The sequence below is a fragment of the Brevundimonas sp. 01N35 genome (genome assembly GCF_056399785.1).
This window is the reverse complement of sequence record NZ_JBFTRZ010000017.1, coordinates 1-26,233: the sequence shown is the minus strand read 5'-3', so window position 1 is coordinate 26,233 and position 26,233 is coordinate 1. Positions and strand designations below refer to the sequence as shown.

Below are 26,233 nucleotides of genomic sequence, written 5' to 3'. Positions count from 1 at the left end.
GCTGTTGGTCAGGACCCATCTTCGCGGAAGGCATTATGGCCAGCGGTCATGCGTACCGCACCAACAGGTCGAACACATGGCCGCACCGACCAGGCTCAGCAGAACGTCAAATCAATCCTTGCCAACGGAGAGCCGTCCACACATGGCGCGTTCCGGGCTTTCCGCCAGCGCAAAGATACGGCGAGGCGGAGCGTGCAGGACAAGTAACGATGGCGCCTTAAGATCGGGGCGAGTGCAGGGATCGGTCCAAGGCCCAGGGAGCGCCTTGAATCGCCAGGCGGCCGGTTTCAGTCAGTCGGTAGCCCGTTTCGGAGTCTCCCTCTGCGAACCCCCGACGCACCATCTCGTCAGAATGGCCCTGATGGATGATCCCTTCTCCAGGCCTGGTTTCCTCAACGTCGATCTCTCGCAACGTTTCCAGGTCGTCCATCGTCAGATGATCTCGCATGGCGTCCTCCTTCGTGGTCGCGCCTTAGTGAACAATGGTTTCGAAAAAGGCGACGCCCGGCCACAGCCACCGGGTTCATCCGACGCCTCGAGGGAATAGGAAAAGCCCCCGCCACGAGGGCGAGGGTTTGAGCAGCACGCAAAGAGAATGGAACTGATCAGGCTCCTTCAGCGGAATGGTCGGCCGCGGCTCAGGTTCCTTTGACCGGCTCGATTTCCGGTCGCCGGCTGGGCCGCAGCGCCAACTCGGTCCGGTTCGGATAATGCCCGTCGACGTCTTCTGATCAATGCATCGCTTTTGAACCCGCCGCAGATTGCCGGCCGTCGTATCCGCCTTTCAGGCGGTCGTGGTTCTTCCTTCTTGTCGTCGCCGCCTGCGCGGAGGAACGGCGCTGGCCAGAACAGGACCAGGGCTGACGCCCATGGCCCATGCGTCGCTATCGGCTTTCCAGCGCAGCCGTCCAGTAGCCTTCATCGACGCGTTGGCCGATCCGGAACGCCGCTCAAGAGTGGGACGCCTGGGGGGCGCAAAAAAGAAGCCCCCGCCGGCAAGGGCGAGGGGCATAGTCAATAGGAGGGGAAACCTAGAGAGCGGCGAATGTGTTCGGGCCGCCGCTGAACGCCCGGTACGACTCCACAATGAGAGAATGGCGTGTCAGGTTCCGCCCATGTGCAACAACTACCGCCTGCACGTCCCCGCCAATCAACGTCCGTACCGTTCCGCGACGCCGGCCAGGCCCTGGCCTTTCCCGGCGGCTTGCCAAACCTCGCGCCTGCCGACTACCGCATCGGCGACTGCGCTCCGGTCGTCACCCTGGTCGACGGCGCCCCCCAGCTGGTCATGTCGCCCTGGCGCCCGAGGCTCTGATCCTCACGCCCTCGGCGCCGGGGCAGCTCAACGTCACGCGTGTCTCGCCGGAATGACGAAAGCCGGCCCTTCGGAAAGGGCGTGAGGGCTGCTTGACCGTCGTTATAGCTGCCGACTAAGTGGGGCGCGCATGGAGACCATCCCATGATCGTGAATGGGCTGGGGGATTTCTATGTATCAACGTTTTCGTGCAGCGGTCGGCGCCTGCATCGCCTCTGCTGTCATAGGGCTCGCGGTGCTGGCGCCTGGCTACGCGTCGGCTCAGACGACGACGGTCTCAGTGTCAGGTCCGGATGCCAGTCAGTCAGGTGTGGGCTACGGAAATATCGTGGGTCAGATCGTGACCGTGCCGGCTGGCGTGACCACTTTGAACAGTTTCTCTCTGCGGGCCGCGGGCGGAGCCACGCCTTCCACCGTTCGTCCGGCTATTTATGTTTGGGATGGTGCTGACGTCGGCGCGCAACTTTTTGGCGCGGCGGCCCCGAGCCAGGTTGTGGCGCCATTTGCCTATCAGACACTTACTTTTGCCGTCGGCTTGGCCGTTTCTCCAGGGCAGCAGATCGTGATCGCAGCGCCCGTCGAGAACGCTGGCGAAGTCTACAACCTAGTTTTGGTGACGACTGATTCTTACGCGGGCGGCTCTCGCGTGGTTAAGCTGGGCGCTGCTCCAGCTAGCCCCAATCCCACTCAAGACTACGTCTTCTCAGCAGTGTTCCAAAACGCCACTCCAGTCCCCACGATGTCGGAATGGGCTCTGATCCTGCTGGGCGTCATGTTGGCGGGCGGCGCGGCGCTGACAATTCAGCGGCGGCGGACGGCCTGAAACGACGAAGTCCGCCCCGGAGAACCGGAGCGGGCTTTACGGTAGGTAGATCAGATACAGCGCGCGCGCTGCACTTGCATCTTTATGCTCACGAAGTCCCCGTGGTTCATGGGAATCCTGGCCTCGTTGTATTGGCCGTTGCTGTTGAACTCGCCGACCGCGACCACAGTCGGGCGACGGGCCTGCCATACCGTATGCCGCCTTCATCGTGATGCAAGTAAACGCCGCAACTGTTGAGGTCGGGATTGCCCGGCGGCGGCGCGACGGGAACCGGCGTAGCGCTAGACGCTAGGGCGGCTAGCGCGATGAGAGGTGCGACTATTCGTTTCATGACGGAGCGAACCCGACAATCGGACGAGAAACGATAACCGCCGTTCGGCCAAACAAGAAGGCCCGCCGCCCCGAAGGATGACGGGCCTTGATGCGGAGCCTGCCTATGGGCTCTACGCAATGATCAGTCCCGAACTAGCGCAAGACCGGGGGCCGATCACCAGCCGGTAGAACGGCGATAGCACGAGATGGTTGCTCTGACGTCATCTCCCACCTCCCATGATGAGAGCTTGGACGAGCGACCAGATGGCTCGACGCCCCCAGGATTTCGCATCAATCAGCGATGATGGCGCCCCGTCCTCGCGTGCGAGGGCCGGACGATGGTGAGCATGGGCGAGGTTCAAGCCAGGACGGTGATTGAACTTCTCGGCCGTCTAGAAGCTGAACTGAGCCAAAGCTGACGCTGGGATGCTGAGCACACCGCCACAAAGGGTAACCCAACAGGCAAGGGCAGAGGTTCGTTCATCGCGGTCTCCAATTTTTAAGGAATGGTCTGCTGCATGTCCCGCAGGATCACGGATCGCCGAAGGAGGTTCCGAAGCCAGTGCACCCGAAGTTCCGGGTTGTTTTGGCTTCAGATCGGCCGGATCGATATTGGATATTCAAGATCGAGGTGAACCATGAGGGCGACTGGTACCGTTTCGAGGATCGGGCATTCACGAGTGAGGCGGATGCTTTGGCTGCCATTCCCGATCTTCAAGCAAACGGCCGACTACCCACCAATATTGAACTGAACTCCTAGCCGGGAGCGAAGTCTGCGGCGCGCAGCCTCTCTTACACGATGCGGATGCTCGTCGCGGTCTCCAGTTCAGATTGGGCGTGAGGGAGGGCTCCCTCACGGCGAACCAGGCTCTCAAATTTTGAGACGCACAGATATCGCCCCGTTCTCACGTTGTGGGTAGGGGCCGCAGTTCGAATGGAGGGGGAAACCAATGAGAATGCAGTTTGGCCGACTGGCGCGCGCGGTTGCGGCGTCGGCCGGTGTTGCGGTTCTGAGCTTTTCGGCGGGGGCCTGCTGCAGCCCAGGCCGTCCAGCCGGTTCACTAGCGGGGCGACACCTGTCACACCTGTGCTGGTGTCCTTTACGCCCGCTCCCATCCCGACCATGACTGAATGGGCGATGGTCCTGTTCGGGGTCATGCTGGCGGGCGGCGCAGCTCTGACGATCCAGCGGAGACGAACTTCGATCCCACCGCGCAGCTTCTCATGTACAATGCGCTGATCATCGCGGGCGCTTGTTTGTAGGGGGGCAGCGCCATGCGGCAAAATGCATCGACAGCTTAACTTTACCGGGCGACCGCATCGCCTAGGCTGCAGCGTCTAGACAGGAGGCCGGATTGCAAATCGAGAGCGCCGAGAATCTTGCACCCCTGGACGCCCTTCGTCTGCGAGCAAGGACCGAACCCGGTCTCTTCCTGCAGGAGGCATGGCGGCTTGAGATGCTGGCGGCTATTGCAGCGGCGCGAGCCAATGGCGTGAGCTCATACGCCCTTGAGCCCTACGAGCAGTTGCTGGGAGAGGGCGCGGCGTAGCGCACGACGTGCGTCTTATTTCGGCGCCGGAACGGCGGAACAAAGTTCTTTTGGCCGGGTTCTCCGAAAGCGTCCCTCCCGGGGCGTTTTACGTGAGCCAGCCCTCTCTTGACTCATTTGCGCTCGATTGCGCTGCAGGGATCATTGCAATCGAGAGGCCGCATAGGCACGGCCAGACGGCCCGGTTCGCATCAGTCCCCTGCGGCGCACCGGGCCGTCAAAAACCGCCGTTGTTCGGAAGTCGCCTCAATTGTTAAAGACTCTTGGCCGCGCTCTATGGCTTGGTGATTCGCGTGGCGTCCTTGGGATATGGACCGCGTGCTGAACGCGATGTGGCTTAGCCTTCACGTCCGCTAACGGCACATGCCGGATTAGCCCTCAAGATCATCCTGGAGAGCGAGACCCTCAATGAATGTGAAGACACGCCGACGCCGTCCAGCTTGGTCGCTCTCCGTATTTGAAGCGACGCTGCTCGCATTCTCGCTTGCCTGTTTCGCGGGATCAGTTTGGTCGTCGACGTTGCTCTAGGGGATAGCCGCCTTAGGCTTGGCCGCTGCCGTCCACCGGAGCTGTCGGTTGCGCTGCGGCGGCCGCATCAATCGCGCGGTTCGCCATGTCGCGATGGCCGGCGTTGACCACCTTGGCTGCGCCAGAATTGGTCGCAGACAATCCTTTTCCCGCCTTGCCCTGCGGCGAAACCGGTGGGACATCCCGGCCATGAGGAGAGCCGCATGTTCCTGACCAGGTCAGCCGTCGCCGCCATGATGATCGCACTCGTGGCGGGGGCCGGGACGGCGCGCGCCGGCGACGCCGAGATCCACACCTTCCACTGCCTTCATGGCTGTCCGATGGGGGCGTCCGCGACGAACGACCTGATCGTCCGGGAAATCTACACCCTGTCGACCAATGACCGGACGAAGTTCGCAGACTGGGTGTCAGCGGGAATGCTGTTTCAGGCCTTTTCACCCCATTGCTGACTACTGTTCAAACCCAGCGGTGGCTTGCTTATGATGGCTTCAGGCCATTTCGTGGAGTACCATCCAAGCGCAAATTTTAAGATGGGTCGGTTGATGGGTGTAGGATGCCGCGAAAGGCTCTAGAACTCGGTCCGCTCGCAGTGTCGAGATTGCGCCATCCCGGACTTCATTTTGTTGGGGGCGTAGCCGGGCTCGCCTTACAGGTTCTTCCAACAGGAGGAAGGACTTGGATACTTCGGGCGACCATAGGCGCGAAGCGGCGTGAGATGGGCCTCGGCGGCTATCCTGACGTGACCCTTGCCAGGGCTCGCGAGGCGGCGCGCGAGGCGCGCGACCAGATCCGTCGAGGCATTGATCCTATAGAGGAGGCACGAGAGGCGCGTAGCGCGCTTAAAGCATCCTCCCCAACCATCACCTTCAGGGCGGCGGCTGAAGCCTACATGGCGGCGCATGCAGCCAGTTGGAAGAATCCCAAGCATCGTGCGCAATGGGCGGCGACGCTTGAGGCCTATGTCTATGGCGTCATCGGCGATCTGGGCGTCGACGAAGTCGTCTTGCCCCATATCATGCAAATCCTGGAACCCATCTGGACCACCAAGACCGAGACCGCCAGTCGTCTGAGGGGGCGGTTGGAAATGGTGCTCGATTGGGCGACGGCGCGTGAGTATCGGGCCGGGCCCAACCCCGCTCGCTGGCGTGGACATCTCGACAAGCTTCTGGCGAAACCGTCAAAGGTCGCGAAAATCACCCATCACAAGGCGCTTCCGATCGACGACATGCCGGCCTTCATGGTGAAGCTGGGCGGCGTTTCCGGAGTGGGAGCGCGCGCCCTGGAGTTTGCGATCCTCACCGCCGCCCGATCCGGGGAAGTGCGCGGCGCGACCTGGAGCGAGATGGATCTTGATGCGGGCCTGTGGGTGGTCGCGGGCGAGCGGATGAAGGCTGGCAGGCAACATAGGGTGCCGCTTTCGCCAGCAGCCATCTTGCTCCTCAAGAAGATGTCTCGGCAGGCAGGAACGGATATTGTCTTTCCTGCCGAAAAGGGCGTTCCGCTTTCAGATATGACCTTATCTGCCGTGCTCAGGCGAATGAAGGTGGGCGCCGTGCCCCACGGCTTCCGTTCTACCTTCCGGGATTGGGTGTCTGAACGCACGTCTCACCCTCAGGAGGCCGCGGAAATGGCCTTGGCGCATACGGTCAGTAATAAGGTCGAGGCGGCCTACCGTCGCGGGGACATGATGGCCAAGCGTTTCCGTCTGATGGACGACTGGGCCGCGTTCTGCATGGGGGATCGCGACGCGTGAAGGTTCTCCCTCACCTGACCAGGATTGGCTCTCGAGAGCAAGACGAACCGCGACGGGGACACGGTCAGTCGCGCTCGGTTCAAGGTCCAGCATCGGGCATGGCCCTTGGCTGGTAAGCGGATGTCGACAACGTCAGCTATGGGGGGGTAGCGCTGATCGCCTGATCCATGATCTGCACAGGCGAGGGAACTCAAATGCTGCACGGTCAAGATTGGTGAGCCGCGCCAGCGGCCAAGGCGGAAGTGCTCGAGCAGCTACGGCAAATCTCGCCGGTCGAACTGCCTAGAAGTTATTTCAGCCTGCTTGCCTTCAGCGATCGCGGAGAGGGTCCACTTCCCGCATCACCATACATCCTTTGTCTCGATGTCGCCGGAGAGGTCATTGAGGCCGTTTTCGCTGAAATGTCTTGAAACGGTTTGGGGCCCTAAGGCGTGTTCTGACCCGAAGAGATCACCCGCCCTTTATCGAGTCCTCGCTACTTCGGCACATCGGCGAAAGTGTTTGATCGGCGCAGGCGGAACCAGTGCGAACAGAAAGAAGCCCCCACCAGCTTGGCGAGGGCTCCTTACAAGGCTCAGCGATATCGCGCGCGCTCTTCGTTGATCTGGTTGATGGAGTAGGGATCGGATCGGGGGCCAGAGGTTGTCCAGCCGCTCTGGCGATCGGCTTCGCCTCGCGTAGCCGCATCGAACCCCCGGCGGCTCTGGAGAATGGTTTCGACCCGGGCCCTTCTCGGCGACCGCGATCCCCGGGTTCGTCGGTGGCCGGCACAAGAGGGTGGTCCATCACGTCGATAGGGTCAGCCGCGCGCACTTTCTCAACCAGACGACCGAAGCCCGCCGAAAGAATCGACGGCGCAACGATGATCGCGTTCTGGGGCGCCGAGCGGGTCAGGCGGGGGGCGGCGAGCCCGCATAGATGTCCATCACCTCGCCCAGCATCTTCAGGGCCTGCGGCTTGGCGCGCTGAAAGGCGTTGCGGCCTATAATAGAGCCGAACCCGCCGCCGGCATGGATGGCGCGGATTTCGCCCAATAGCGTCTCGTCGTCGGAGACGGCGGCGCCGCCGGAGAAGATGACAATCCGGCGGCTGGCGAAGGCGCAATCCACGATATGGCGCACCCGGTCGGCAGCCGTGGTGATGGGGATCTTCTGATCCGCATAGACTTTGCGCGCCGCCGCCTGTTCGACGTGGGGGGCGGGCAGCTTGACCTTGATGATATGGGCGCCGAGCTGGGCGGCGATCTGCGCGGCGTAACCCACGACGTCGATCGCGGTCTCGCCCTCCTTGCTCAGGCCCGAGCCGCGCGGATAGGACCAGACCACGACCGCCAGCCCGGCGCGCTTGGCTTCTTCGGCATAGGCGCGAAGCTGGCCATACATCCGCAGTTGGTGCGCCGAGCCCGGATAGATGGTGAAGCCCACTGCGCAGCAGCCTAGGCGTAGCGCGTCCTGGACGCTGGCGGTCAGAGCTTGATCCGGATCGGCGTCCTCGCGCAGGCTGTCGCTGTCATTGAGCTTCAGGATCAGCGGGATTTCGCCAGCGAAGTCGCGGGCGCCGGCCTCGATAAGGCCCAGCGGCGCGGCATAGGCATTGCAGCCCGCCTCAATGGCCAACTCAAAGTGATAGCGCGGATCATAGGCTGGCGGATTGACGGCGAACGAACGCGCCGGACCATGCTCGAAGCCCTGGTCGACGGGGAGGATCACCAGCTTGCCGACGCCAGCCAGTCGGCCATGGTTGAGCAGGCGCGACAGGTTGGTCACGGTCCCGACCGTCTCGGAGGCGTACCAGCTCAGGATCTCTCTTACGCGCGGGGTCATGATCGTTTTCCTGCGGGGGCGGACGGCAGGAGGAAACGCCTGACCGCCTTGGCGAACCCATCCTCTTCGTTGCTGTCGGTCACGACGCTCGCCTGCGCCTTGACCGGGTCGCTGGCGTTGCCCATGGCGATGGAGAAGCCGCTTTTCTTGAACATCATGACGTCGTTGGGCATGTCGCCGATGGTGGCGATCTGTTGGGGCGCGATGTTCAGCCGCCGGGCCAGGGTGAGAACGACGGCGCCCTTGTTGGCCCTGGGATGGGTGACGTCGAGGAAGTGTGGTTCCGAACGGGTGGCGCTCGCGCGGTTGCCGAGCGCTTTCTGGGCTTTGGCCTCGCAGGCGGCGACCAGGGGCAGATCGTCTGATACGCCGACGATCTTCAGGGGCTGGGCCAGGTCGTCGTCGCTGAAATCGGTCACGACCTTGGCGTCGAACTGCAGGATCCAGGCCTCGCGCGCCACGTGCGGCCCATTGGGGTTGCAGACCATCCAGTCCTTTTCCGTATAGACCCAGACGTCCAGGCCCTCGGCGAGGAACAGGTTCACGGCCGTCCTGGCCGTCGCGGCGCCGATCGCATGGCGCCGGATCACCGACAGGTCGGGCCGCACGTAGAGCCCGCCATTGAAGCCGGCCAGGACGGTCTGCAAGGCCAGCGGCTCAATCAGCATGCGCATGCCGCGCGGCGGCCGGGCGCTGGTCAGGGCCAGGGCAATGCCGGCGGCGCCCAGATCCCGCGCCGCAGCCTTGGCCGCCTCGGTCAGCACCTTCTCCTGGGTGACCAGGGTGCCGTCGATGTCGGCGAGCAGCAGGCGTATGTCGGGGCGCCCGCTCATGGCTTGTGCGCCCCGGGCTGAGCCAGCGGCCTCCAGCGTCGCGGGCCGTCGCTGGCGATCAGGACGTCGGCCGCCGCGGGGCCGTCGCTGCCGGAATCGTAGTCGGGAACCTTGGCCCTGGCGCTCGCCCAAGCGTCCAGCACGGGTTGCACGATTCGCCAGCCGTGCTCGACCATATCGGCGCGCATGAACAGCGTCTGGTCGCCGATCATTACGTCGTGGATCAGCGTCTCGTAACCGACGTTGGCGGCCTTGGGGAACCAGTCATCGTAGTGGAATTCCATCTTTACGGCGACCAGGTCCATGTCTGGTCCCGGCCGCTTGACTTCAAACTGCAGGGAGATGCTCTCGTCGGGCGCAACGCTCAACACCAGCCAGTTGGGCCGCAGGCTCTCGACGGGGGTGTCCTGGAAGGCGGCGTAGGGCGCCTGCTTGAAGCGGATGGCGATCTCGGTGGTCCGCTGCGACATGTGCTTTCCGGTGCGGAAGTAGAACGGCACGCCAGCCCAGCGCCAATTGTCGATCTCGAACTGCAGGGCGACATAGGTCTCCACGTTGGAGTCCGGCGCGACATCCGGTTCCTGCCGGTAGGCCTTCGCCGCCTTGCCGAGCACTGTTCCGGCCCCGTACTGGCCCCGCACCGCCCGGTCGGGCGGCACGGCTGGCATGGCGGCGAACAACTCGGCCTTTTTGGTGCGGATCGTGGCGGCGTCGAAGCCCACGGGCGGCTCTATGGCCACCATAGAGAGCAGACTGAGAGCATGGTTGGGGGCCATGTCGCGCAGGGCCCCGGTGGCTTCGTAGAACTGGCCGCGCGCCTCCACCCCGACGGTTTCGGCCGCAGTGATCTGGACGTGGTCGATGCGGTCCCGGTTCCAGATCGGCTCGAACAGGCCATTGGCGAAGCGGAACGCCATGATGGCCTGGACGGTGTCCTTGCCAAGGAAATGGTCGATGCGGAAAATCTGTACTTCATCGAGGGTATGCAGCAGCTTGGCGTTCAGCGCGCGCGCCGAGGCCAGGCTATGGCCGAACGGCTTTTCAACCACGACCCGCCGCCAGAAGCGGGGCGCCTGGCCGGGCCGATTCTGACCCTGATCCGTCAGTCCGACATTGGCGAGATGCTCGGCGATAGGGCCGAACAGTGAGGAGGCGACCGCCAGATAGAAGATGACGTTGCCCTGGACCCCTCGGGTCTTTTCCGCGTCGAGGGCCTCGGTCAGGGCGGCATAGACCTCGGGCTGGGTCAGGTCGCCGCTGATGTAGGTCATGTTCCGGGTCAGGAGCCGCCATGCGCCTTCGTCGATATGGTCGATTTCGAATTCGCCGGACGGATCGCCCACATAGCTCTTCAGCCTGTCGTAGAGTTGATCCCCCCAATCCTGTGTCGTCTGCTCGGTGTGCGCCACGCCGATCAGGGCGAATTGGTCCGGCAATGCCTTGGAACGCGCCAGGTTGTAGAGCGCCGGCAGGATCAGGCGCTGGGTCAGATCGCCGGTGGCGCCGAAGATCACCAGCGCGCAGCCGGCGGCCGAACGCCGGGGGGAGGGGGGCTCGCCCGGGGGCTCCGGATTGGCTTGGTCGCTAAACACGTCCTAGTCCGCCGAGCCGCCGACCAGCATCGAGGCGTGCGCGTCGGACAGCACGAAGCGGTCGCGGTTTGGCCGGAGCGGATCCTTGGATCGTAACGCAGGAAGCGCTGCTACAAGATGTGGGGCCATCGGCGTGCGGGGGTGGCTGGACTCGGCCTTTTCCGGTGTCCATCGACAAGGTGCGGCTGGTGTCGATGCAAGGCTGATCGATCAAGAAGGTGCTCGGCCTCAATGTCTCGTCTGCGGCAATGGTCACGACACCCTGTCCCGCCTCGATGCGATCCGGCTGCCCCATTTCGAAACTCACACACGAAAGGGAGGTTGCAGCTTCGCGTTGGCCTCTGGTCCGGATGTGGAACGCCCGGTGAGCGTATCGGTTACGAAGCATGGCAACCTTCACCATGTCCTCAAGATTCCCTGAGGTCGCCGACGGCGATCTCCATGTGCGAGGCTTCTCATGATCATGCCCGGGGTGGCTGGCGCATTCCGCGACGATCTGCGGGGCCTGGGGAACCAGGCGTTCAGGCGACGTCCGGACGGCGTAAGGATGATCATCGATTTCGGGGCCGAATGATGCCGTCGCCCATCGAAGATTACGCTCTCGTGGGCGATTGCGAGACGGCGGCTCTGATCTCGCGGGACGGGTCGGTGGACTGGCTGTGCTGGCCCCGCTTCGACTCCGCCGCCTGCTTCGCCGCCCTTCTGGGAGAGTCTTCGCACGGCCGATGGAAGATGGCATCCGTCGACCCGCAGTCGCGGATCAGTCGGCGCTACGAGCCTGACACCCTGATCCTGGAAACCACCTTCGAGACCTCGACCGGCGTGGCGGCCCTGTTCGACTTCATGCCGCCGCGCAAGCGTTCTTCGGATCTGGTCCGGCTGGTCGTGGGTCGGGCCGGTCGTGTCGACATGCAGATGCAACTGATCCTTCGGTTCGGCTACGGGGCGGCGATTCCATGGGTGACGCGACAGGACGACGGCGCCTTGAAGGCTGTTGCCGGTCCCGACATGGCCATCCTGCGCACGCCCGTGGCGATCCGTGGCGAAGCCATGACCACGGTGGCGAATTTCACAGTCAGTGCGGGCGAGACTGCGCCCTTCGTACTGTCCTATGGTCCTTCGCACCGGCCCGTTCCCCCCGCCATCGACGCACAGGCGGCCCTGGGGGTCACGCGACGATTCTGGACTGGCTGGTCGGCGCGCGGCGAGGTGCGGGGGGCCTATTCACAGGTCATGAAGCGTTCCTTGCTGACCCTGAAGGCTCTGACCTACGCCCCGACCGGAGGGCTGGTGGCGGCTCCGACGACGTCACTGCCGGAGGCGCTCGGCGGCGAGCGAAACTGGGATTATCGCTACTGCTGGATTCGCGACGCCACCTTGACCCTGCTGGCTCTGATGAACGCGGGGCATTTCACGGAAGCCAAATCCTGGGCCAGGTGGCTGCAGCGCGCCGTGGCAGGCGCGCCGGCGGAGATGCAGATCATGTACGGCATCGCCGGCGAGCGGCGGCTGATGGAATGGAAAGCCGATTGGCTGCCTGGCTATGAGGGCGCTGCGCCCGTCCGGGTCGGCAACGCCGCGCACCAGCAGTTCCAGCTCGATGTCTACGGCGAACTGATGGACGCCTTCCACCAGGCGCGACGCTGGGGCTTGCTGGAGGAATCCAGCTGGGCGCTGGAGCGGGCGGTTATCGATCACGTGGTCACGGTCTGGGACCAGCCCGATGAAGGCATTTGGGAGGTGCGGAGTGGTCCCCATCACTTCACCTTCTCCAAAATTATGGCCTGGGTGGTGCTGGATCGGGCGGTAAAAGCTGTCGACGAGCACGGTCTCGATGGTCCTGTCGAGGAATGGCGCACCCTCCGGGAGACGATCAAGACTGCCATCTTCGACAACGGCTTTGACGCCCGGACAGGCGCCTTCAAGCGCGCCTATGATGATCCGAGTGCTGATGCGAGCCTCCTGCTCATCGCCAGCCTGGGCTTCATCAGCCATGACGATCCACGGTTCGCCGGCACGGTCGCCGCCGTCGAACGCGAACTGCTGACGCCCGAAGGCTTCGTCATGCGCTACGACACCCATCGTGTGAACGACGGCCTGCCGCCCGGCGAGGGGGCGTTCCTGCCATGCAGCTTCTGGTTGGCCGACGCCTATGTCAAGCTCGGTCGCACGGAGGACGCCCGGCGCCTGTTCGAACGCCTGCTCGCTCTTTGCAACGATGTCGGCCTGTTGTCGGAAGAGTTCGACACAAAGGTCGGTCGGCAGGTCGGCAACTTCCCCCAAGCCTTCTCCCACGTGTGCCTGTTGAACACGTCGCTGAATCTGACCCGAAGCTGCAAACCTAGCATCCAGCGCTCGAGCAAGAGTCGCCGTCGGCGTGACGTGTCTGCGAAGCCAGGGACGACGCCGCACCGCACAGAATTACCGCGACCGACGCGACCGCTCATCTAGCCCGACTGAAGGGAAACAACGGCGGTGGCGCGATCGTTTGAGGGACCGCGCCACCAAGCAGCCGACCGGCGAGAACAGCGTCTTCGCGCCAACGAAAGACGCCGCATCTGACCGGCCGCCATCTCACCAACGGCTCGGAAGTGTTTGTGAAGCTGCGACAAGCCCAGAAGATCCTGGTCCGCGCCACGCGTCCGGGGATCCGAACCCGCGTCGCGGGGTGCGAAGTCTTTCAGAGTGGAGGTCTCAACGGGCGGGCAGATCGGTCTGGGCCGCCGCAGCGCGCTCCAGAACCTCAGTCAGGCGGACGACGGCTTTCCCAAGCTGTTCCCGGACGATTGGCGCGGCGCCCTCGACATAGGCTGTGGTGATCTGCCCGCCGTCAGCCGGCGCCTCGCCGCAGTTGGGCGAAGAGGCAAGCTGCGGATAGGCATAGTCGCGGCTATGAACGAAAGCCTCCCGAGCCCAGGTTTCGATGGGCTGACCGCGCCATTGCGCCTCCCGGGACGCAATAAGGGTCCGCAATTCGTCTACACGTTCGCGCTGGTGTCCGATCGTGACAGCCACGAGATCCCCGTCCCAGAGCGAGTGAAGATTGCGCGCCCGGCCGCCTTCTATGGTCGTGATGGTGACCTCATTGCCGCCCTGGTCGGCGTTCTGCCCCACATGAAGGGGTTGATGCAGGTCCTGAAGGAAATGGGCCAGTTGCTGAAGAGCAAGGAGTTTGGTCAGGTCCGAAGCCGTGTTGTCGCTGAGGATCGCCTCTGAGCGCCGCACGGCCTCGGTGACGCAGTTGCCGTCCGGACAGAAACTTCCAATAGGCGCCGCCTCACAGACCGGCGCGCTCACATAATGCAGTTCGGACATGTAGCCGAAGCTCGCCAATCGCGCGCCTCGCACACAATCGGCCCAGACCGAGGCATCGGCCAAGGACGCGACGGGGCAGACGTCAGCACCTTCCTGTCGCGGGGCGGCAGCGATCAATCGATCCACCATGGCCTTGGCCTCAGGCGATAGCCGCTCATAGGTGAGATCACCGATCAACCGGTGGCCTGCGCCTCCCCACGCCTGAGCGGGCCCCGCGAGACCGAACAGGGTCAGCGAAAGACAGAGTGCGGCCGGGATGGCTGCAAAACCGTTCAACATCAAAACTTCTCTCATGGCGTCGGAAATAGAGACCACGCATTAGCAACACACCATGACAGATCCTTTGTCCGGGCCTCAGCGCTGAAACCAGACATTGGCATCCAGGCCAATGAGCGGACTTCGCTTTCGTCAGCTAGGGGTGGCTATTCGCCGCATATATTGCGGTGAATACCCTTGCTTGCCACGGTCATTAAGATCGCTCAGCGTTAGCCCGCAAGGTTCAGAGGGCCGGGTGCGGTCGTATTTGCGCCATGGCTTAGCCAACGAACAGCCGGCCGACCTACGGGATTTCGCGTTTGCGCCTGCTCGCCAGATGGCGCCATCTGTACTGCCTGAGGCGTGAAAACCCCCTGTTGCGTGTGTCCACTGGACGACTCGCAGCTGCGCCGCATTACTTCCTGCCGGCGCAGGGGAGCGGTCGATGCCTGAAAGGCTGTCTCATAGGCAGGCGGAGTGCCTGAAGCTCTCTGCCTTCATGAGCGACAAGGAGATCGGGCGGAAACTCGGCCTGTCGCCGCATACCGTCGAGAACCACATGAGGGAAGCCAAGCGAAAGCTCGGCGTCTCCAGCCGGAAGAAGGCGTTGGAACGCCTGACGGAGATTCCGTCAGACGGGTTTGTGGGCATGGCGGGCGCCGGTGAAAGCGGTCCAGCTCCAGGTGTCAGCGAGGCGTCTGTCGCCTTCGAGCACAAGTCGGACAGCCCTTCTCCTGGGACGCCATATGGCGTGTACTCGGGACTGGGGCACTGGCGCACGACGGCCGGGTGGCGGGGGCCGAAAAAATTGGCCCTCATCGTCTTCCTGGCCCTGGGGATAGCGATCGCGATCGGCGCCATCCTCGCCATAGGTCTGATGGTGTTCGGGGTCGTCGCGACGTTTTTGAGCTGGCGTTGAAAGAGGGGCATTCGCCATGCGTAACCAGACCGATACCGCCGCGACCATCGGCTCCATCGTCGCTCACGACCTCATCGACTTCGAGCACGCTCTGGATCAGGCGTTCTTGAAAGCCAATCAGCTCTCGATCAGCATGATCGAAGGGCGCCTGTCGGCTCAACTATCCGCCGGCTGCGGCCATACGGCCCTGCTGAGTCTGCATGGCGCCATGGGCGCCGTCCTCGACGCCAGAGGCCAGACGCTTCGGACGCATGACCGGTTGCAAAAGCTCGCCGCCGAGCTCGGGCTTGCCCCTTCTCGTTTGGGGCCGTCTGAATCCAAGACAGGCGAGGACGTCATTGAAACCCCGATCAAGAAGATCGCACACGGTGAACCAGAGTGGCGGCCGATGATTTGATCGGATACGTCCTGTGGTCGCTCAACTGTGCAGGCTTGGCGTTGCTGGTCTGGAAAGGCGCTCGCGTCGAACGGTACGCCGCTGCGCTGCTCGCAACCTACATCCTCGTGGAGCCGATGGTGCTTTCGCTCCAGCTCTCAACCTGGAAGGTCGGGCTCGCCGGCCTGAACCTGGCGCTCTTCATCGGGCTGTGGCGGTTGAGCGCTCGGTCTACCCGTTGGTGGCTGGTGATTGCGGCGGCGCTGCAGTTCCTGATCGTCTGCACGCACCTTTTGCCTTTTCTCTCGTCTCAGTTGACCGCTTGGACGGGCGTGACGGTGCGGCTTACCCTCTGGACGCTCATCAGTCTCATGATCTTCGGAGGCGCCGGGGAAGCCATGGCGGATCGCCGATTCAGGGAGGCGGCTGATGGACGGGGAACTGGTGCAAATCATCGCACCGGATCTGAACATGGCCTGGAGTGAAGGAGATCTGTCGCTCCTTCAGACATTTATCGCGGCCGTTGAACCGTTTGGTGCGGAACAGTTGGCGGCGAGGCTGGCCGGCGAGTTCGACACTCTTGGCGGTCTTTTCTCGGCTTCGCCGGGCAGGCTGGTCCGAACTGCCGTCGACGAGAAGAGCGGCCAGGGGTTTGTGAAGCATGTCAGCGTATGCGCCGCGATTGCGGCCCGATCTCTCCAGCAGCGCGTCGACGGGAGAAGGATCTTGTCCTCCTGGCCTGCCCTGATCTCATATCTGAGGGCGAGCCTTCAGTACGAGATCAAGGAGCAGACGCGGATCCTGTTCCTCGACAAGAGGAACGCCCTCATCAAGGATGAGGTGGCCGGCAGGGGGACGGTGGATCATGCGCCGATGTACGTAAGAGAGGTAATTCACCGGGCCCTGGACGTAGGGGCGTCAGCCATTGTGCTGGCCCACAACCATCCGTCCGGCAACGTAAAGCCATCGCAGGCGGACAAGAGCCTGACGAAGCAGATTGCAGAGGCATGCAGGGTGATGGGTATCGTCATGCACGACCACGTCATCATCGGAGCTACAGGCGAATACGCCTCGTTCAAACAACTGGGTCTGATCTGAACATCGCAACCCTTGGAGGCGAAATGTCGGTATGCATCCTTCCAGATCGAACCATTGGTCTCGTGGCAGGGTTTGTGACCAACCAGCCTAATATTCTCCCGTCGGGATGGAGTGTCCGGACGTTGTCGCAACGCCTGCGGGCTCTGAATGAACTGACGTTTCGTGAGCGCTATCCGCAGGCGGCCATCGACCGTGAATGGTCCGAGTGTCCAGAGCCGGTCTTGAGCGCCAGTTTGCCGCAGATATTCCGTGCGCTACAGGATGTCGTCTACAGTTCGAATCTTGCTGCTGACCGAGAAGCGGCTCTCATCGTGTCGTCCATTCTTGGGCGTGCCATAGAGCTATTGCCTGAGGGCGCCGACAAATCAGGCAATCATGAGCCAGAGGTGTTCTCTGTCTGATTTTCGGGGCAATGGGTCAGCGGGGTTTCAGCAGCCTGCGGCCATTGCCGATCAGGACCAGCGCTGCGCCTGCCAGGATCACGCTGCCGATGAAGGTCGCCTGGATCGAAAAGCCATCCAGCAACCAGCCGCCCGCCACGGCGCCGAGCAGGATCGAGGTCTGGACCGCCGCGACCATCAGGCTTCCTGCGGCTTCCGGGGCGTCGTCGGCGTTTTGCGACATCCAGGTCATCCAGATCACCGACATGGCGGTGTTCATCGCGCCCGACAACGCCAGCAGCAGTCCGGCCGCGATCGGTGCGCTGCCCAGGAACACAAGCCCCAGGGTGCAGGCCGACGACGCCGGTCTTGCCCACTCCGGTCGTCACTTCATAGCCATGGTCGGCGAGATGCCTGGCCGCGAGGGCGGCCGTCCGGGTTTCCTGCATCGAGAGTTCGGGGTGTGCGTGCACGTCCTTGTAGACCGCCTCCAATGTGGGAAGCAGATCAGACAATCCTGCCAGAACGCGGTTCAGGGTGTTCGCCGCTGAATCATTCATTCGCCATTCCCGACGATCAAGAACTGGGGTCCAGTCTTGCGTGACAACCCGTCAATGGCGCTTCCGTTTCCTGCGCCGTCTCTGCATGGCCGGAAATCGTTCCCATGCCGCATTGGGAGGGGCCAGGACGCCGGGACCGCCATGATCGACCACCGTCGGCGAGGTCCTCGATCACGTCGCGTCGCCTTTTCGCGGCTGTCGGATCGATCAGCCGGATTCCGGTCAAACCTCACGCGATCCTCGCCCGGGAGCAGGGCGGCTCTGTATCCGGCGGAATTCCAGGCCGTCGCCTGCAGGCTGGGCGTTCCAGAATCCGGGTGATCGGACCACCAACCCGGATGTGCGGCGCTCTTGGCAGGGCGAATTGAGCGGAGGCTGTCAAAACAGCGTCCCGACAGGGTCGGGGAGGCCGTCATTTCCCTCGCACCAGGCGGGAAACGATGCTGATCGATCCTGCCCGAGAATACGAAGAGGAGGAGGGCGGGGTCGCCGCCGTTGTAAAATCTGGGATGCGGCGTGGCCGATGAAGTAGACGAAGGCCTTGGAGCGTACGCGCGGCGAGTTCGCCGCGCGCCTCTTCGAAAGGTTACTTCAACGCCGCGGCGACCGAGACGGAGAGCGGCGTGGTCGGGCGGCCGATCAGCTTCGAGAGCGCCCGCCGGTCGTCGAACAGGGCGTCGCGCGAGGCGTCGACGTCCCAGCCGGCGATGGCCTGGCTCAGGGGCTCGGGCAGGCCGAAGCCGGTCAGGGCGGCGGCATAGTCGACTTCGGACAGGTTCCGGTAAGGGATGGTCCGGCCGGTCTGGCGGCTGATCTCCGCCGCCAAGTCCGCGAGCGTCCAGGCGTCGTCGCCCGCGAGCTCGTAGGTCTTGCCGTCGTGGCCGTCGCTGGTCAGCACGCCGACGGCGGCCTCGGCGAAGTCGGCGCGCGGGGCCGCCGAGATCCGGCCTTCGCCGGCGCTGCCGATGAAGGCGCCGCCGGCCAGGGCGCCGGAGATCGAGCCGGTGTAGTTCTCGGCGTACCAGCCGTTGCGCAGGATGGTGTGGGCGATGCCTGACGACTTGAGGTCGGCCTCGGTCTGCCGGTGTTCTTCGGCCAGGCTCAGCGGCGAGGCGTCAGCGTTCAGCAGGCTGGTGTAGACGATGCGCTGGACGCCGGCCTGTTTGGCGGCGTCGATGACGTTGCGGTGCTGGACGGCGCGCTGGCCGACCTCGCTGGAGGAGACGAGCATCAGAGTATCCACGCCCTCGAGGGCGGGGGCGAGCGTCTCGGGTTTGGCATAGTCGAACGGCCGGGCCGCGACGCCGAGGTCGGCCGCCTTCTCGGGCGAACGGACAAGGGCGACGATGGATTCAGCGGGAACCTTCGACTTCAGCTTCTCGACGATGAGGCGGCCAAGATGGCCGGTCGCGCCGGTGATGGCGATGGTCATGGGAAGTCTCCTTGATTGGATCAGTTGAACCGGAAGCCCGAGATGGCGGTCTCCATCACCTTTTCGGTGTAGATTCGTTGGCCGGGTCCCTCGGCTGCGCCGGCGGCCACCATCAGGGGCAGCAGGTGCTCTTCCTGAGGGTGGGACAGGCGTCCGGCGGGCGCCTCATCCCAGCGTTCGAGCGCTGCGGAGCGGGCGTCGTCCGGCGATTGGACGGCGTCTGTGAGCCACTGGTCGAAAGCCTGCGATGGCTCCGTGAAGCGGGGATCTCCGTAGCCGCGCATGTTGTGGAAGCTCATGCCCGAGGCCAGGATCAGCACGCCCTTGTCGCGCAGCGGGGCGAGGGCTCGACCGGCGGCGAGGTGAAGCGCCGGGTCGAGATTGCGATCCACCGACATCTCGACGACCGGAACGTCGGCGTTCGGGAAGGCCACCTTCAGCGGCACGAAGACCCCGTGATCGAGGCCGCGCTCGGAATCGACGCGCGCCTTCAGGCCCGCAGCGGTGAGAAGGGTTACGGCCTCTTGCGCCATCCCCGGGGCGCCGGGCGCGTCGAAGCGCAACTGGTAGGTGTGAGGCGGGAAGCCGTTGTAGTCATAGATCAACCCCGGCTTTTCGGCGCCGGTCAGGGCGAAGCCGTCTGTCTCCCAATGGCCCGAGACGACCAGGATGGCGGTCGGGGTCTCGGGCAGCCGATCAGGCAGAGCGCGCAGGAAGGCTTCCATGCCGGTCCATGTTCCGCGCGGGTCGTCCATGAAGAAGCAGGGGCCGCCCCCGTGGGGGATGAAGAAGGTTGGCTGGCGAGTCATGGTGCGTCCTTTCGAAACAGACATATGCGCTTTCGACTGATGCGTGATAATCGGGTAATTATGAGAATGACCTTGAACCTTGGGTGTGAAATCCTTGGCTGATCGGCTTACCGGCATCGAGGTCTTCGTGCGGGCTGTCGCGCTGGGCGGACTCTCCGCCGCCGCTCGGGACATGGGCATGTCGCCGACGATGGCGGCCAGGCATCTTAACGCGCTGGAGGCGCGGCTGGGTGCGACCCTGGTCAATCGCACCACGCGCCGCCTTGCGCTCACCGAGGCGGGCGCGGCCTACCTCGACAAGGTCGAGCACATCCTGGCGGAGCTCAGGGAGGCGGAAGCCGAGGTCTCTGCGCGCACCCTGGCCGTGGAGGGACTGCTCAGGGTCAGCGCGCCCGCTGCGTTCGGGGTGTTGCACCTGGGCGAACTCATCGCCGAGTTTCATCAGTTGCATCCCGAGGTGACGATCGAATTGGGGCTCAACGACCGCTACGTCGACCTCCTGGAAGAGCGCTGGGACATGGCGATCCGGATCGGCAAACTTGCCGACAGCAGCCTGGTGGCCAGGAAGCTCGCGGACGCCCGCCTGAACATCTGCGCCTCGCCGGCCTATCTGGCGGCGCGGGGCACGCCACGCACGGTGGCCGACCTCGCGACACACGACTGCCTCGGCTACACATTGTCGGCGCTCATCGGGACATCGCACTGGGGCTTTGGCGCCGACGGCGGCATCCGGCAGCCGGTTCGAGGCTCATTCCACGCCAACAACGGCGAGGTGCTGGTGCAGGCGGCGGTGGCGGGCCAGGGCCTTGTCTATGGGCCACGCTTCCTCACCGCCAAGGCGGTAGCGGAGGGGCGACTCGTCGAGATCACCCTCGATGCGCCCTTCATGGAGATGGGGGCGATCCACGCCATCACCCACGCGGCGCGCAAGCCGGCGGCCAAGACCCGGGCGTGGATCGATTTCCTGTCGCACCGGTTGCGGGTGATGGCCGTTGCCTGGTGACGCGGTCGCCCCTCTGACGACGTGTTCTCCTGATGGCATCCCCCTTTCCATCATCTAGCTATCCGGTCGACTATGCCGTTGCTGCGTAAACTTTCGTCGCGCGGCGGACAGAAAGGCCGGCGTGTTCATAATGGGGAGACCAAGATCAACTCCCATCGACATGTTCGAGTTTGAAGCCTGCATCAACGGCTTCCCCGGTCGCCGCTGGTGAAGCAGCGCGGCATGGCTGTTCGTCGATCCGCCCGTGGAAGCAGAGGCGACCGGCGCCCACGATGAAACCAATCGCGTCGTGGCGTATTGAGAATCCGGCCTCCAAGCTCTGCCATGGAAGGAATCCGGCATGACCGCATCACTGAAGGCAGAAGGACCGCTATTGCGCCCGCTCAACGCCCTGCTCCTGAGTTTCCCCATCGCCCTGTTCAGCGCGGCGCTCGCGACCGATATCGCCTACCTGCGGACGGCCGAGATCCAGTGGACCAATTTTTCGGCCTGGCTGATCGTCGGGGCGCTGGTGTTCGGAGGACTGGTTCTGGCGTGGGCCCTGATAGTTCTTCTGCTGGGCTGGCGTGAACCCGACCGAAGACGACGCGTGATCCTGGCCTGCGGGCTCGGCCTCATGTGGATTCTGGGCCTGATTAACGCCTTCAAGCACAGCCAGGACGCGTGGAGCTCTGTCGGCGTTTTCGGTTTGTCGCTCTCGATCGCCTGCACGCTGCTGGCGCTCGGGGCCGGATTCATCGCCTATTCCGACCATGGATACCGGGAGAGTGCGGGATGATCCGTACCTTAATGGGCGCAACCGCCCTGGTTGTGGCGCTGGCCAGCTGCGGCCGTAGCGACCCGGGGCTGAAACAGACTGGGCCCAACCCCGACCTCCCGGACATCCGCCAGACCCTGGTTCCGCCGATGAGGATCGCCAAACCTGTGGGCTGGGGCGATCGGACGCCCACGGTCCCGGCCGGCTTCACGGTCACGGCCCTCGCGACCGACCTGCAGATTCCGCGTCAAATTCTCGTCCTGCCCAACGGAGATATCCTCGTGGCGGAGGGCAGGGGCGGCAAGGCGCCCAAGGTCAGGCCCAAGGATGTGATTGCGGGCTTCATCAAGAAACAGGGCAACACCCAGGTCGCCAGCGGCAACCGCGTCACCCTGTTGCGCGACGCCGACAACGACGGCCGACCGGAGGTGCGCAGCGTCTTTATCGACCATCTGGACGCGCCCTATGGCCTGGCCTTCGTCGATGGTTCGATCTACGTCGCCAATCAGGGCGCGCTGCTGCGCTTCCCCTACCAGACCGGCCAGACCCGTATCACGGCGCCGGGCGTGGAGTTGACCAAACTCCCGTCGCGGATCAACCATCACTGGACCAAGTCCCTGACAGCCAGCGCCGACGGGATGACGCTGTATGTGGGGATTGGCTCCAACAGCAATATCAGCGAGCGCGGTCTGGCGGTCGAGGAAGAGCGGGCTGTCGTCTGGGCGATCGACCGCGCCACCGGCGCGCGCCGTACGGTCGCGACCGGGATCCGCAATCCAACCGCCCTCGCGATTGAACCGCAGACCGGTGCTCTATGGGCGGTCGTCAACGAACGCGACGAGATCGGACCGCAACTGGTTCCCGACTACCTGACCTCGGTGCGAGAAGGCGCTTTCTACGGCTGGCCTTACAGCTACTGGGGACGCAACATCGATCCGCGCGTCCGGCCGCAGAACCCGGAGATGGTGGCGCGCGCCGTCGCCCCGGACTACGCGCTGGGCTCGCATGTGGCGGCGTTGGGTCTGTCGTTCGCGGCAAATGGAGGTTTCGGCGGGGCCTTCTCGCAAGGCGCCTTCGTCGGCGAGCACGGCAGCTGGAACCGCCAGGACCTGTCCGGCTACAAGGTCGTGTGGATTCCCTTCGCCGACGGACGCCCGGTGGGACAGCCAGTGGATTTCGTCACCGGCTTCCTGACCGACGACGGTCAGGCGCGCGGGCGGCCCGTCGGCGTCGCCTATGATCCGGAACGACGCATTCTCCTGGTTGCAGACGACCTGTCCAACACCGTGTGGAGGGTCGCGCCGAGCCGCTGATCTCACCCAGCTTGGGCGGCATGATCCTGGAGGCTGTCTGATGAGTGACGCACTTGTGGTTTTCCTGCACGGAGTCGGGTCCAACGGCGCTTCCCTGGCGCCCTTGGCCAGGGTCTAGGCGGATGTGCTCCCAGGCGTCGCCCTCGCTGCCCCTGACGGGCCGTTTCCCTTCGATCAGGGAGGCTCCGGACGGCAGTGGTTCAGCGTCGCTGGCGTGACGCCCGCCGATCGGGCGGAGAGGATTGTTGCGGCGCGACCCGCGTTCGATTCCGTTCTCGAAGGCTTGATCGCCGCCCACGGATTGTCCGACCGGCCCGAGCGAGTGGCGCTGGTCGGCTTTTCTCAGGGGAGGATCATGGCTCTGGACGCCGTGGTGTCGGGCAGGTGGCGCGTAGGCTGCGTTGTCGGCTTCTCGGGGCGATTGGCCAGCCCGACGCCGTGGCTCCCGACTACGACGCCCGTTCTGCTGATTCACGGGACGGCGGACGCGGTGATCCCGAGCGCCGAAGGCCAGGCCGCCGCCGCCGCCGCGGCCCTGGCTGAACTCGGAGCTCCGGTCGAGACCGTCTGGGTTGAGGGCGGCGGTCACGAGGTGCAGGCGGCCGGAGCGGCCGCTGCCGGGCGGTTCCTGGCGAAGACACTGGGCGAGACGGCTGATAGAAGGCGGCGCCTGTCGCCGCCGCCGCTTCCTTTCGCAGGACAAGGCGGCGCGGGCGGCTCAGGTCCTGACCGGGGGAGGGCAGGCGGCCTGACGCTGTGACGGGGCGGTCTGGCTGAATGCGTCCACGCGAACGGCAATGGGTGTTCCCGTTTTGTTCGGATTTTGCTAGGTGTCGGCCATGGGAGCCGCAACGCCTCGCAAGATCATCCACGTGGACATGGACGCCTTCTTCGCCGCGGTGGAGCAGAGGGATGATCCGAGCCTGCGCGGGCGGCCGGTCGCCGTGGGCCATGCCGCCTCGCGCGGCGTGGTCGCCGCCGCCAGCTACGAGGCGCGTCGGTTCGGCGTGCGATCGGCCATGCCGTCGAGCACTGCCTTGCGACGCTGCCCGGAGTTGATCTTCACGCCGCCGCGCTTCGAGGTCTATCGCGCCGTTTCGGCGCAGATCCACGCCATCTTCGCCGACTATACGCCCCTCATCGAGCCGCTTTCCCTGGACGAAGCCTATCTGGACGTCACAGCCAACCTAAGGGGGCTGCCGACGGCTACCGCCACCGCTGCTGAAATCCGGGCCCGCATCCTGGAGGAGACCGGACTGACGGCTTCGGCTGGGATCTCCTACAACAAGTTCCTGGCCAAGCTGGCCTCGGACCAGCGCAAGCCGAACGGCCAGTTCGTGGTCCCGCCGGGGCGGGGAGAGGCTTTCGTCGAAACCTTGCCTGTCAAGCGCTTCCATGGCGTCGGACCGGTGACGGCGGAGAAGATGCACCGGCTCGGGATCGAAACGGGCGCTGACCTGCATCGCCAGTCGCTGGCCTTCCTCCAGCATCATTTCGGCAAGTCGGGACCCTGGTACTACGCCATCGCCCGCGGAGAAGATCAGCGGCCGGTCAATCCGGATCGCGAGCGAAAGTCGAGCGGATCCGAAACCACCTTCGCGCGGGACCTCGTTGATCCCGAGGCGATCGAGGCCGGCGTCGGGGAGATGGCGGACGAGGTCTGGGCCTGGTGCGAGAAGTCCGGCACGTTGGGACGAACGGTGACGGTGAAGGTGAAGTGGGCCGACTTCCAGCAGTCGACCCGCAGCCGGTCCTTCGCCGAGCCGGTCGGTTCGAAGGCCCGCCTCAGGGAGGTCAGCCGCCTGCTGGTGCGGTCGCTCTATCCGCCGACCAAGGGGGTTCGGCTCGTCGGGGTCGCCATCTCCAATCTCGAGAAGGCGCCGCCCGAGGCCGCCGGTGGCGAACTGGCGCTGTCATGACCGAGGCCCAGGCCGACCTGTTCGGACACGACCCCGTCCTGGCTCCCGCGGCGGGGCCGGACGGCTTCGGCTATTGGCCCGGCGTACTGTCCGCCTTGGAGCAGGCTGAACTGGTCGAGCGGCTGCAGGGACTGGTCTTCAAACCCTATGAACACATGGGATACGTTGGCTTCCGGCGCATCGCCGCCTTCGGCCGCCGTTATGACCCCGACAGCCGTCGGCTTGAGGCCGTAGATCCGTGGCCGGACTTTCTGCAATCATTGCTGGGCCGGCTGGCAGGACGGCTTGAGGTCGACGGGGCGGCCTTCGTTCAGGCCCTCGTCAATGAGTATGCCCCGGGCGCAGGCATCGGCTGGCATCGCGACCGGCCGGTCTACGGGGACATCCTCGGCGTCTCTCTTCTGGCGCCCTGCGTCATGCGCCTGCGTCTGAAGCAAGGGTCGGAGTGGCGCCGGTTGGCGGCGCCGCTCGCACCCGGTTCCGTCTACCGGCTCTCGGGCGAGGCGCGGAGCCTCTGGGAGCATTCCATCACGCCGATGACGGCGCTGCGGTATTCGATCACCTTGAGGACCCTGGCTTGAGACGGCCGGGGTCTAGTCCGCCAGGAGGTCGGCGGCCTCCGGAAAGCGCTGTGCCAATCGGGACGCCCAGTCCCTGGCGATAGGCCCGACCTTGCGGGCCTCGCGCGGTCGGGCCTGAACCAGGCTCGCCGCCTCGCGGTGCGCCGGCCAGTCCATGAGAAGACGCATGGCCGCCTCGAAGTCGGGATGGGCGGCGGCGTGGGCGAAGGCCCGGTCCAGGGCCTCGACGTCGTCGAAGTCGGGAAGACGGGCGAGATAGCCCCTCAGGACCTGAGCCGAGAGGTCGCGTTCGAACAGGTTCCAGCGCAGATCCTGGGCCTCCTGGCGGCGGCCCTCGGCGTCCAGCACGTCGATGGAGGCGGCCTCCCAGGCCGGCGTCAGCCTGGGGGCGCCGTCCGCGGGGTTTCGACCGAATGTCCAGCGACGGTTCGCGGGAGAGAGCGCCAGCGCGCCTTCGAGGGCGGCTCGCGCCTCGACAAGTCGGCCGGCGGCAAGGAGCCGACGCGCGATGTCGGCCGCCACATCGGGCGATCCGGCCTGTTCGGGCGTGACGAGGGACAGCCAGAGATCGAGGTCCTGGGCTCGGTCCGCAAGACGGCGGACGAGATTGCGCCCGGCAGGCGTCTTCCTGGCCGAGGCGTCGAGACTGTCGAGCAGACGGCGCGCCAGATCGGGGCCGACCGTGTCGCCGGCGGCGGCGATCCACCGGCCGTAGTCGAGAGGGCGACGGCGAAGCGCGTCCGCCAGCTCACGGGCGGCGGGTTCGCCCGCCGTCTCGGCGAGGATGAAGAGATCGGGCGCGGCCGCCTCGAAGACGACGACCAGTTCGCCCTTGGCATCCTTCACGCGCGCGGCGAGGCCCGGATAGAGGTCGAACCAGCGGACGAGGATGGCGAGCGCCTCGGCCGGGGCTGCCGGCGCCAGGCGCTCGACGATCATTTTCCGGTGGGCTTCGAGGTCCTCGATCAACTCGCCCCGCTTGCGCCA

General features: G+C 64.7%; 25 protein-coding genes. 16 read left to right on the top strand and 9 right to left on the bottom strand.

What is annotated here, in order from left to right; translation table 11 throughout:
- Window positions 1-1,487: 1,487 nt before the first annotated feature.
- From AC1DJ5_RS14175 to AC1DJ5_RS14160, 4 genes are all read left to right on the top strand, one after another.
- A complete protein-coding gene (locus tag AC1DJ5_RS14175; protein WP_441454857.1) occupies window positions 1,488-2,138 on the top strand; it encodes an IPTL-CTERM sorting domain-containing protein in 651 nt (216 codons plus the stop codon).
- A 1,246-nt stretch (window positions 2,139-3,384) separates the two neighbouring features.
- On the top strand, window positions 3,385-3,690 hold the full coding sequence (locus tag AC1DJ5_RS14170; protein WP_441454856.1) for an IPTL-CTERM sorting domain-containing protein: 306 nt from the start codon (window positions 3,385-3,387) through the stop codon (window positions 3,688-3,690).
- 1,041 nt (window positions 3,691-4,731) lie between these two features.
- On the top strand, window positions 4,732-4,977 hold the full coding sequence (locus tag AC1DJ5_RS14165; protein ID WP_441454855.1) for a hypothetical protein: 246 nt from the start codon (window positions 4,732-4,734) through the stop codon (window positions 4,975-4,977).
- 104 nt (window positions 4,978-5,081) lie between these two features.
- Window positions 5,082-6,281: a tyrosine-type recombinase/integrase gene (locus tag AC1DJ5_RS14160; RefSeq protein WP_441454854.1), complete on the top strand. Its 1,200-nt coding sequence runs from the start codon at window positions 5,082-5,084 to the stop codon at window positions 6,279-6,281.
- An 890-nt stretch (window positions 6,282-7,171) separates the two neighbouring features.
- On the opposite strand, the gene AC1DJ5_RS14155 is transcribed toward AC1DJ5_RS14160, so the two are convergent.
- From AC1DJ5_RS14155 to AC1DJ5_RS14140, 4 genes are read right to left on the bottom strand one after another with little or no spacing between them, the layout of a single operon-like run.
- Window positions 7,172-8,104 carry a class I fructose-bisphosphate aldolase gene (locus AC1DJ5_RS14155; protein ID WP_441454853.1) on the bottom strand — a complete coding sequence of 311 codons (933 nt, stop codon included), beginning with the start codon at window positions 8,102-8,104 and terminating at the stop codon, window positions 7,172-7,174.
- Complete coding sequence (locus AC1DJ5_RS14150) at window positions 8,101-8,937, bottom strand: Cof-type HAD-IIB family hydrolase (RefSeq protein WP_441454852.1); 837 nt, start codon at window positions 8,935-8,937, stop codon at window positions 8,101-8,103. Before AC1DJ5_RS14150 ends, AC1DJ5_RS14155 begins: the two co-directional genes overlap by 4 nt.
- Window positions 8,934-10,529 (bottom strand): glucose-6-phosphate dehydrogenase, encoded by a 1,596-nt coding sequence (gene zwf / locus AC1DJ5_RS14145; RefSeq protein ID WP_441454851.1) that lies wholly within the window; start codon window positions 10,527-10,529, stop codon window positions 8,934-8,936. The genes AC1DJ5_RS14150 and zwf overlap by 4 nt, the downstream gene beginning before the upstream one ends.
- Window positions 10,530-10,532: 3 nt before the next feature.
- Window positions 10,533-10,736 (bottom strand): hypothetical protein, encoded by a 204-nt coding sequence (locus tag AC1DJ5_RS14140; protein WP_441455008.1) that lies wholly within the window; start codon window positions 10,734-10,736, stop codon window positions 10,533-10,535.
- Between AC1DJ5_RS14140 and AC1DJ5_RS14135 the strand changes: the two genes are divergently transcribed.
- A complete protein-coding gene (locus AC1DJ5_RS14135; RefSeq protein WP_441454850.1) occupies window positions 10,647-12,980 on the top strand; it encodes a glycoside hydrolase family 15 protein in 2,334 nt (777 codons plus the stop codon). The two genes, AC1DJ5_RS14140 and AC1DJ5_RS14135, sit on opposite strands and share 90 nt — an antisense overlap.
- Window positions 12,981-13,223: 243 nt before the next feature.
- Here AC1DJ5_RS14135 and AC1DJ5_RS14130 read toward each other — a convergent pair whose 3' ends face one another.
- Window positions 13,224-14,123, bottom strand: a complete 900-nt coding sequence (locus AC1DJ5_RS14130; RefSeq protein ID WP_441454849.1) for a S1/P1 nuclease — start codon at window positions 14,121-14,123, stop codon at window positions 13,224-13,226.
- Between the two features lie 421 nt (window positions 14,124-14,544).
- Between AC1DJ5_RS14130 and AC1DJ5_RS14125 the strand changes: the two genes are divergently transcribed.
- Genes AC1DJ5_RS14125 through AC1DJ5_RS14105 form a run of 5 tightly spaced genes read left to right on the top strand, consistent with a single transcriptional unit; the run spans window position 14,545 to window position 16,893 of the window.
- Entirely contained in the window at window positions 14,545-15,018 is a 474-nt protein-coding gene (locus tag AC1DJ5_RS14125; protein ID WP_477021005.1) for a helix-turn-helix transcriptional regulator, read from the top strand.
- 16 nt (window positions 15,019-15,034) lie between these two features.
- A complete protein-coding gene (locus AC1DJ5_RS14120; RefSeq protein ID WP_477021004.1) occupies window positions 15,035-15,415 on the top strand; it encodes a hypothetical protein in 381 nt (126 codons plus the stop codon).
- Complete coding sequence (locus AC1DJ5_RS14115) at window positions 15,397-15,879, top strand: hypothetical protein (RefSeq protein ID WP_477021003.1); 483 nt, start codon at window positions 15,397-15,399, stop codon at window positions 15,877-15,879. Before AC1DJ5_RS14120 ends, AC1DJ5_RS14115 begins: the two co-directional genes overlap by 19 nt.
- A complete protein-coding gene (locus tag AC1DJ5_RS14110) occupies window positions 15,824-16,492 on the top strand; it encodes a JAB domain-containing protein (protein ID WP_477021002.1) in 669 nt (222 codons plus the stop codon). Before AC1DJ5_RS14115 ends, AC1DJ5_RS14110 begins: the two co-directional genes overlap by 56 nt.
- Window positions 16,493-16,515: 23 nt before the next feature.
- A complete protein-coding gene (locus AC1DJ5_RS14105; RefSeq protein ID WP_477021001.1) occupies window positions 16,516-16,893 on the top strand; it encodes a hypothetical protein in 378 nt (125 codons plus the stop codon).
- A 16-nt stretch (window positions 16,894-16,909) separates the two neighbouring features.
- Here the strand turns inward: AC1DJ5_RS14105 and AC1DJ5_RS14100 are convergent, their stop codons facing one another.
- The 3 genes from AC1DJ5_RS14100 to AC1DJ5_RS14090 all read right to left on the bottom strand — a co-directional run bounded on the left by AC1DJ5_RS14100 (window position 16,910) and on the right by AC1DJ5_RS14090 (window position 19,673).
- A complete protein-coding gene (locus tag AC1DJ5_RS14100; RefSeq protein WP_477021000.1) occupies window positions 16,910-17,209 on the bottom strand; it encodes a hypothetical protein in 300 nt (99 codons plus the stop codon).
- 809 nt (window positions 17,210-18,018) lie between these two features.
- Window positions 18,019-18,864 carry an SDR family oxidoreductase gene (locus AC1DJ5_RS14095; RefSeq protein WP_441454844.1) on the bottom strand — a complete coding sequence of 282 codons (846 nt, stop codon included), beginning with the start codon at window positions 18,862-18,864 and terminating at the stop codon, window positions 18,019-18,021.
- A 20-nt stretch (window positions 18,865-18,884) separates the two neighbouring features.
- Window positions 18,885-19,673: a DODA-type extradiol aromatic ring-opening family dioxygenase gene (locus tag AC1DJ5_RS14090; RefSeq protein ID WP_477020999.1), complete on the bottom strand. Its 789-nt coding sequence runs from the start codon at window positions 19,671-19,673 to the stop codon at window positions 18,885-18,887.
- Window positions 19,674-19,767: 94 nt separating this feature from the next.
- Here AC1DJ5_RS14090 and AC1DJ5_RS14085 point away from each other — a divergent pair, with 94 nt between their 5' ends.
- From AC1DJ5_RS14085 to AC1DJ5_RS14060, 6 genes are all read left to right on the top strand, one after another.
- A complete protein-coding gene (locus AC1DJ5_RS14085) occupies window positions 19,768-20,676 on the top strand; it encodes a LysR family transcriptional regulator (RefSeq protein WP_441454842.1) in 909 nt (302 codons plus the stop codon).
- A 340-nt stretch (window positions 20,677-21,016) separates the two neighbouring features.
- A complete protein-coding gene (locus AC1DJ5_RS14080) occupies window positions 21,017-21,454 on the top strand; it encodes a DUF2231 domain-containing protein (protein WP_441454841.1) in 438 nt (145 codons plus the stop codon).
- Window positions 21,451-22,746, top strand: a complete 1,296-nt coding sequence (locus tag AC1DJ5_RS14075; protein ID WP_477020998.1) for a PQQ-dependent sugar dehydrogenase — start codon at window positions 21,451-21,453, stop codon at window positions 22,744-22,746. The genes AC1DJ5_RS14080 and AC1DJ5_RS14075 overlap by 4 nt, the downstream gene beginning before the upstream one ends.
- Before the next feature lie 124 nt (window positions 22,747-22,870).
- The gene (locus tag AC1DJ5_RS14070) at window positions 22,871-23,506 is read left to right on the top strand and encodes an alpha/beta hydrolase (RefSeq protein WP_477020997.1); all 636 of its coding nucleotides are present in this window, start codon (window positions 22,871-22,873) and stop codon (window positions 23,504-23,506) included.
- A 79-nt stretch (window positions 23,507-23,585) separates the two neighbouring features.
- Complete coding sequence (gene dinB / locus AC1DJ5_RS14065; protein ID WP_441454838.1) at window positions 23,586-24,665, top strand: DNA polymerase IV; 1,080 nt, start codon at window positions 23,586-23,588, stop codon at window positions 24,663-24,665.
- Window positions 24,662-25,246 carry an alpha-ketoglutarate-dependent dioxygenase AlkB gene (locus AC1DJ5_RS14060; protein ID WP_477020996.1) on the top strand — a complete coding sequence of 195 codons (585 nt, stop codon included), beginning with the start codon at window positions 24,662-24,664 and terminating at the stop codon, window positions 25,244-25,246. Before dinB ends, AC1DJ5_RS14060 begins: the two co-directional genes overlap by 4 nt.
- 12 nt (window positions 25,247-25,258) lie before the next feature.
- Here AC1DJ5_RS14060 and AC1DJ5_RS14055 read toward each other — a convergent pair.
- Window positions 25,259-26,233 (bottom strand): DUF6880 family protein (locus AC1DJ5_RS14055; protein ID WP_477020995.1); only part of this gene is annotated, 975 nt, incomplete at its 5' end.

Excerpts from the sequence above, each read along its gene's own strand:
- AC1DJ5_RS14175 (WP_441454857.1), top strand. The coding sequence starts at position 1,488 with ATGTATCAACGTTTTCGTGCAGCGGTCGGCGCCTGCATCGCCTCTGCT.
- AC1DJ5_RS14170 (WP_441454856.1), top strand. The coding sequence starts at position 3,385 with ATGGAGGGGGAAACCAATGAGAATGCAGTTTGGCCGACTGGCGCGCGC.
- AC1DJ5_RS14165 (WP_441454855.1), top strand. The coding sequence starts at position 4,732 with ATGTTCCTGACCAGGTCAGCCGTCGCCGCCATGATGATCGCACTCGTG.
- AC1DJ5_RS14160 (WP_441454854.1), top strand. The coding sequence starts at position 5,082 with ATGCCGCGAAAGGCTCTAGAACTCGGTCCGCTCGCAGTGTCGAGATTG.
- AC1DJ5_RS14155 (WP_441454853.1), bottom strand. The coding sequence starts at position 8,104 with ATGACCCCGCGCGTAAGAGAGATCCTGAGCTGGTACGCCTCCGAGACG.
- AC1DJ5_RS14150 (WP_441454852.1), bottom strand. The coding sequence starts at position 8,937 with ATGAGCGGGCGCCCCGACATACGCCTGCTGCTCGCCGACATCGACGGC.
- AC1DJ5_RS14135 (WP_441454850.1), top strand. The coding sequence starts at position 10,647 with ATGTGGGGCCATCGGCGTGCGGGGGTGGCTGGACTCGGCCTTTTCCGG.
- AC1DJ5_RS14130 (WP_441454849.1), bottom strand. The coding sequence starts at position 14,123 with ATGTTGAACGGTTTTGCAGCCATCCCGGCCGCACTCTGTCTTTCGCTG.
- AC1DJ5_RS14125 (WP_477021005.1), top strand. The coding sequence starts at position 14,545 with ATGCCTGAAAGGCTGTCTCATAGGCAGGCGGAGTGCCTGAAGCTCTCT.
- AC1DJ5_RS14120 (WP_477021004.1), top strand. The coding sequence starts at position 15,035 with ATGCGTAACCAGACCGATACCGCCGCGACCATCGGCTCCATCGTCGCT.
- AC1DJ5_RS14110 (WP_477021002.1), top strand. The coding sequence starts at position 15,824 with ATGGACGGGGAACTGGTGCAAATCATCGCACCGGATCTGAACATGGCC.
- AC1DJ5_RS14105 (WP_477021001.1), top strand. The coding sequence starts at position 16,516 with ATGTCGGTATGCATCCTTCCAGATCGAACCATTGGTCTCGTGGCAGGG.
- AC1DJ5_RS14095 (WP_441454844.1), bottom strand. The coding sequence starts at position 18,864 with ATGACCATCGCCATCACCGGCGCGACCGGCCATCTTGGCCGCCTCATC.
- AC1DJ5_RS14090 (WP_477020999.1), bottom strand. The coding sequence starts at position 19,673 with ATGACTCGCCAGCCAACCTTCTTCATCCCCCACGGGGGCGGCCCCTGC.
- AC1DJ5_RS14080 (WP_441454841.1), top strand. The coding sequence starts at position 21,017 with ATGACCGCATCACTGAAGGCAGAAGGACCGCTATTGCGCCCGCTCAAC.
- AC1DJ5_RS14075 (WP_477020998.1), top strand. The coding sequence starts at position 21,451 with ATGATCCGTACCTTAATGGGCGCAACCGCCCTGGTTGTGGCGCTGGCC.
- dinB (WP_441454838.1), top strand. The coding sequence starts at position 23,586 with ATGGGAGCCGCAACGCCTCGCAAGATCATCCACGTGGACATGGACGCC.
- AC1DJ5_RS14060 (WP_477020996.1), top strand. The coding sequence starts at position 24,662 with ATGACCGAGGCCCAGGCCGACCTGTTCGGACACGACCCCGTCCTGGCT.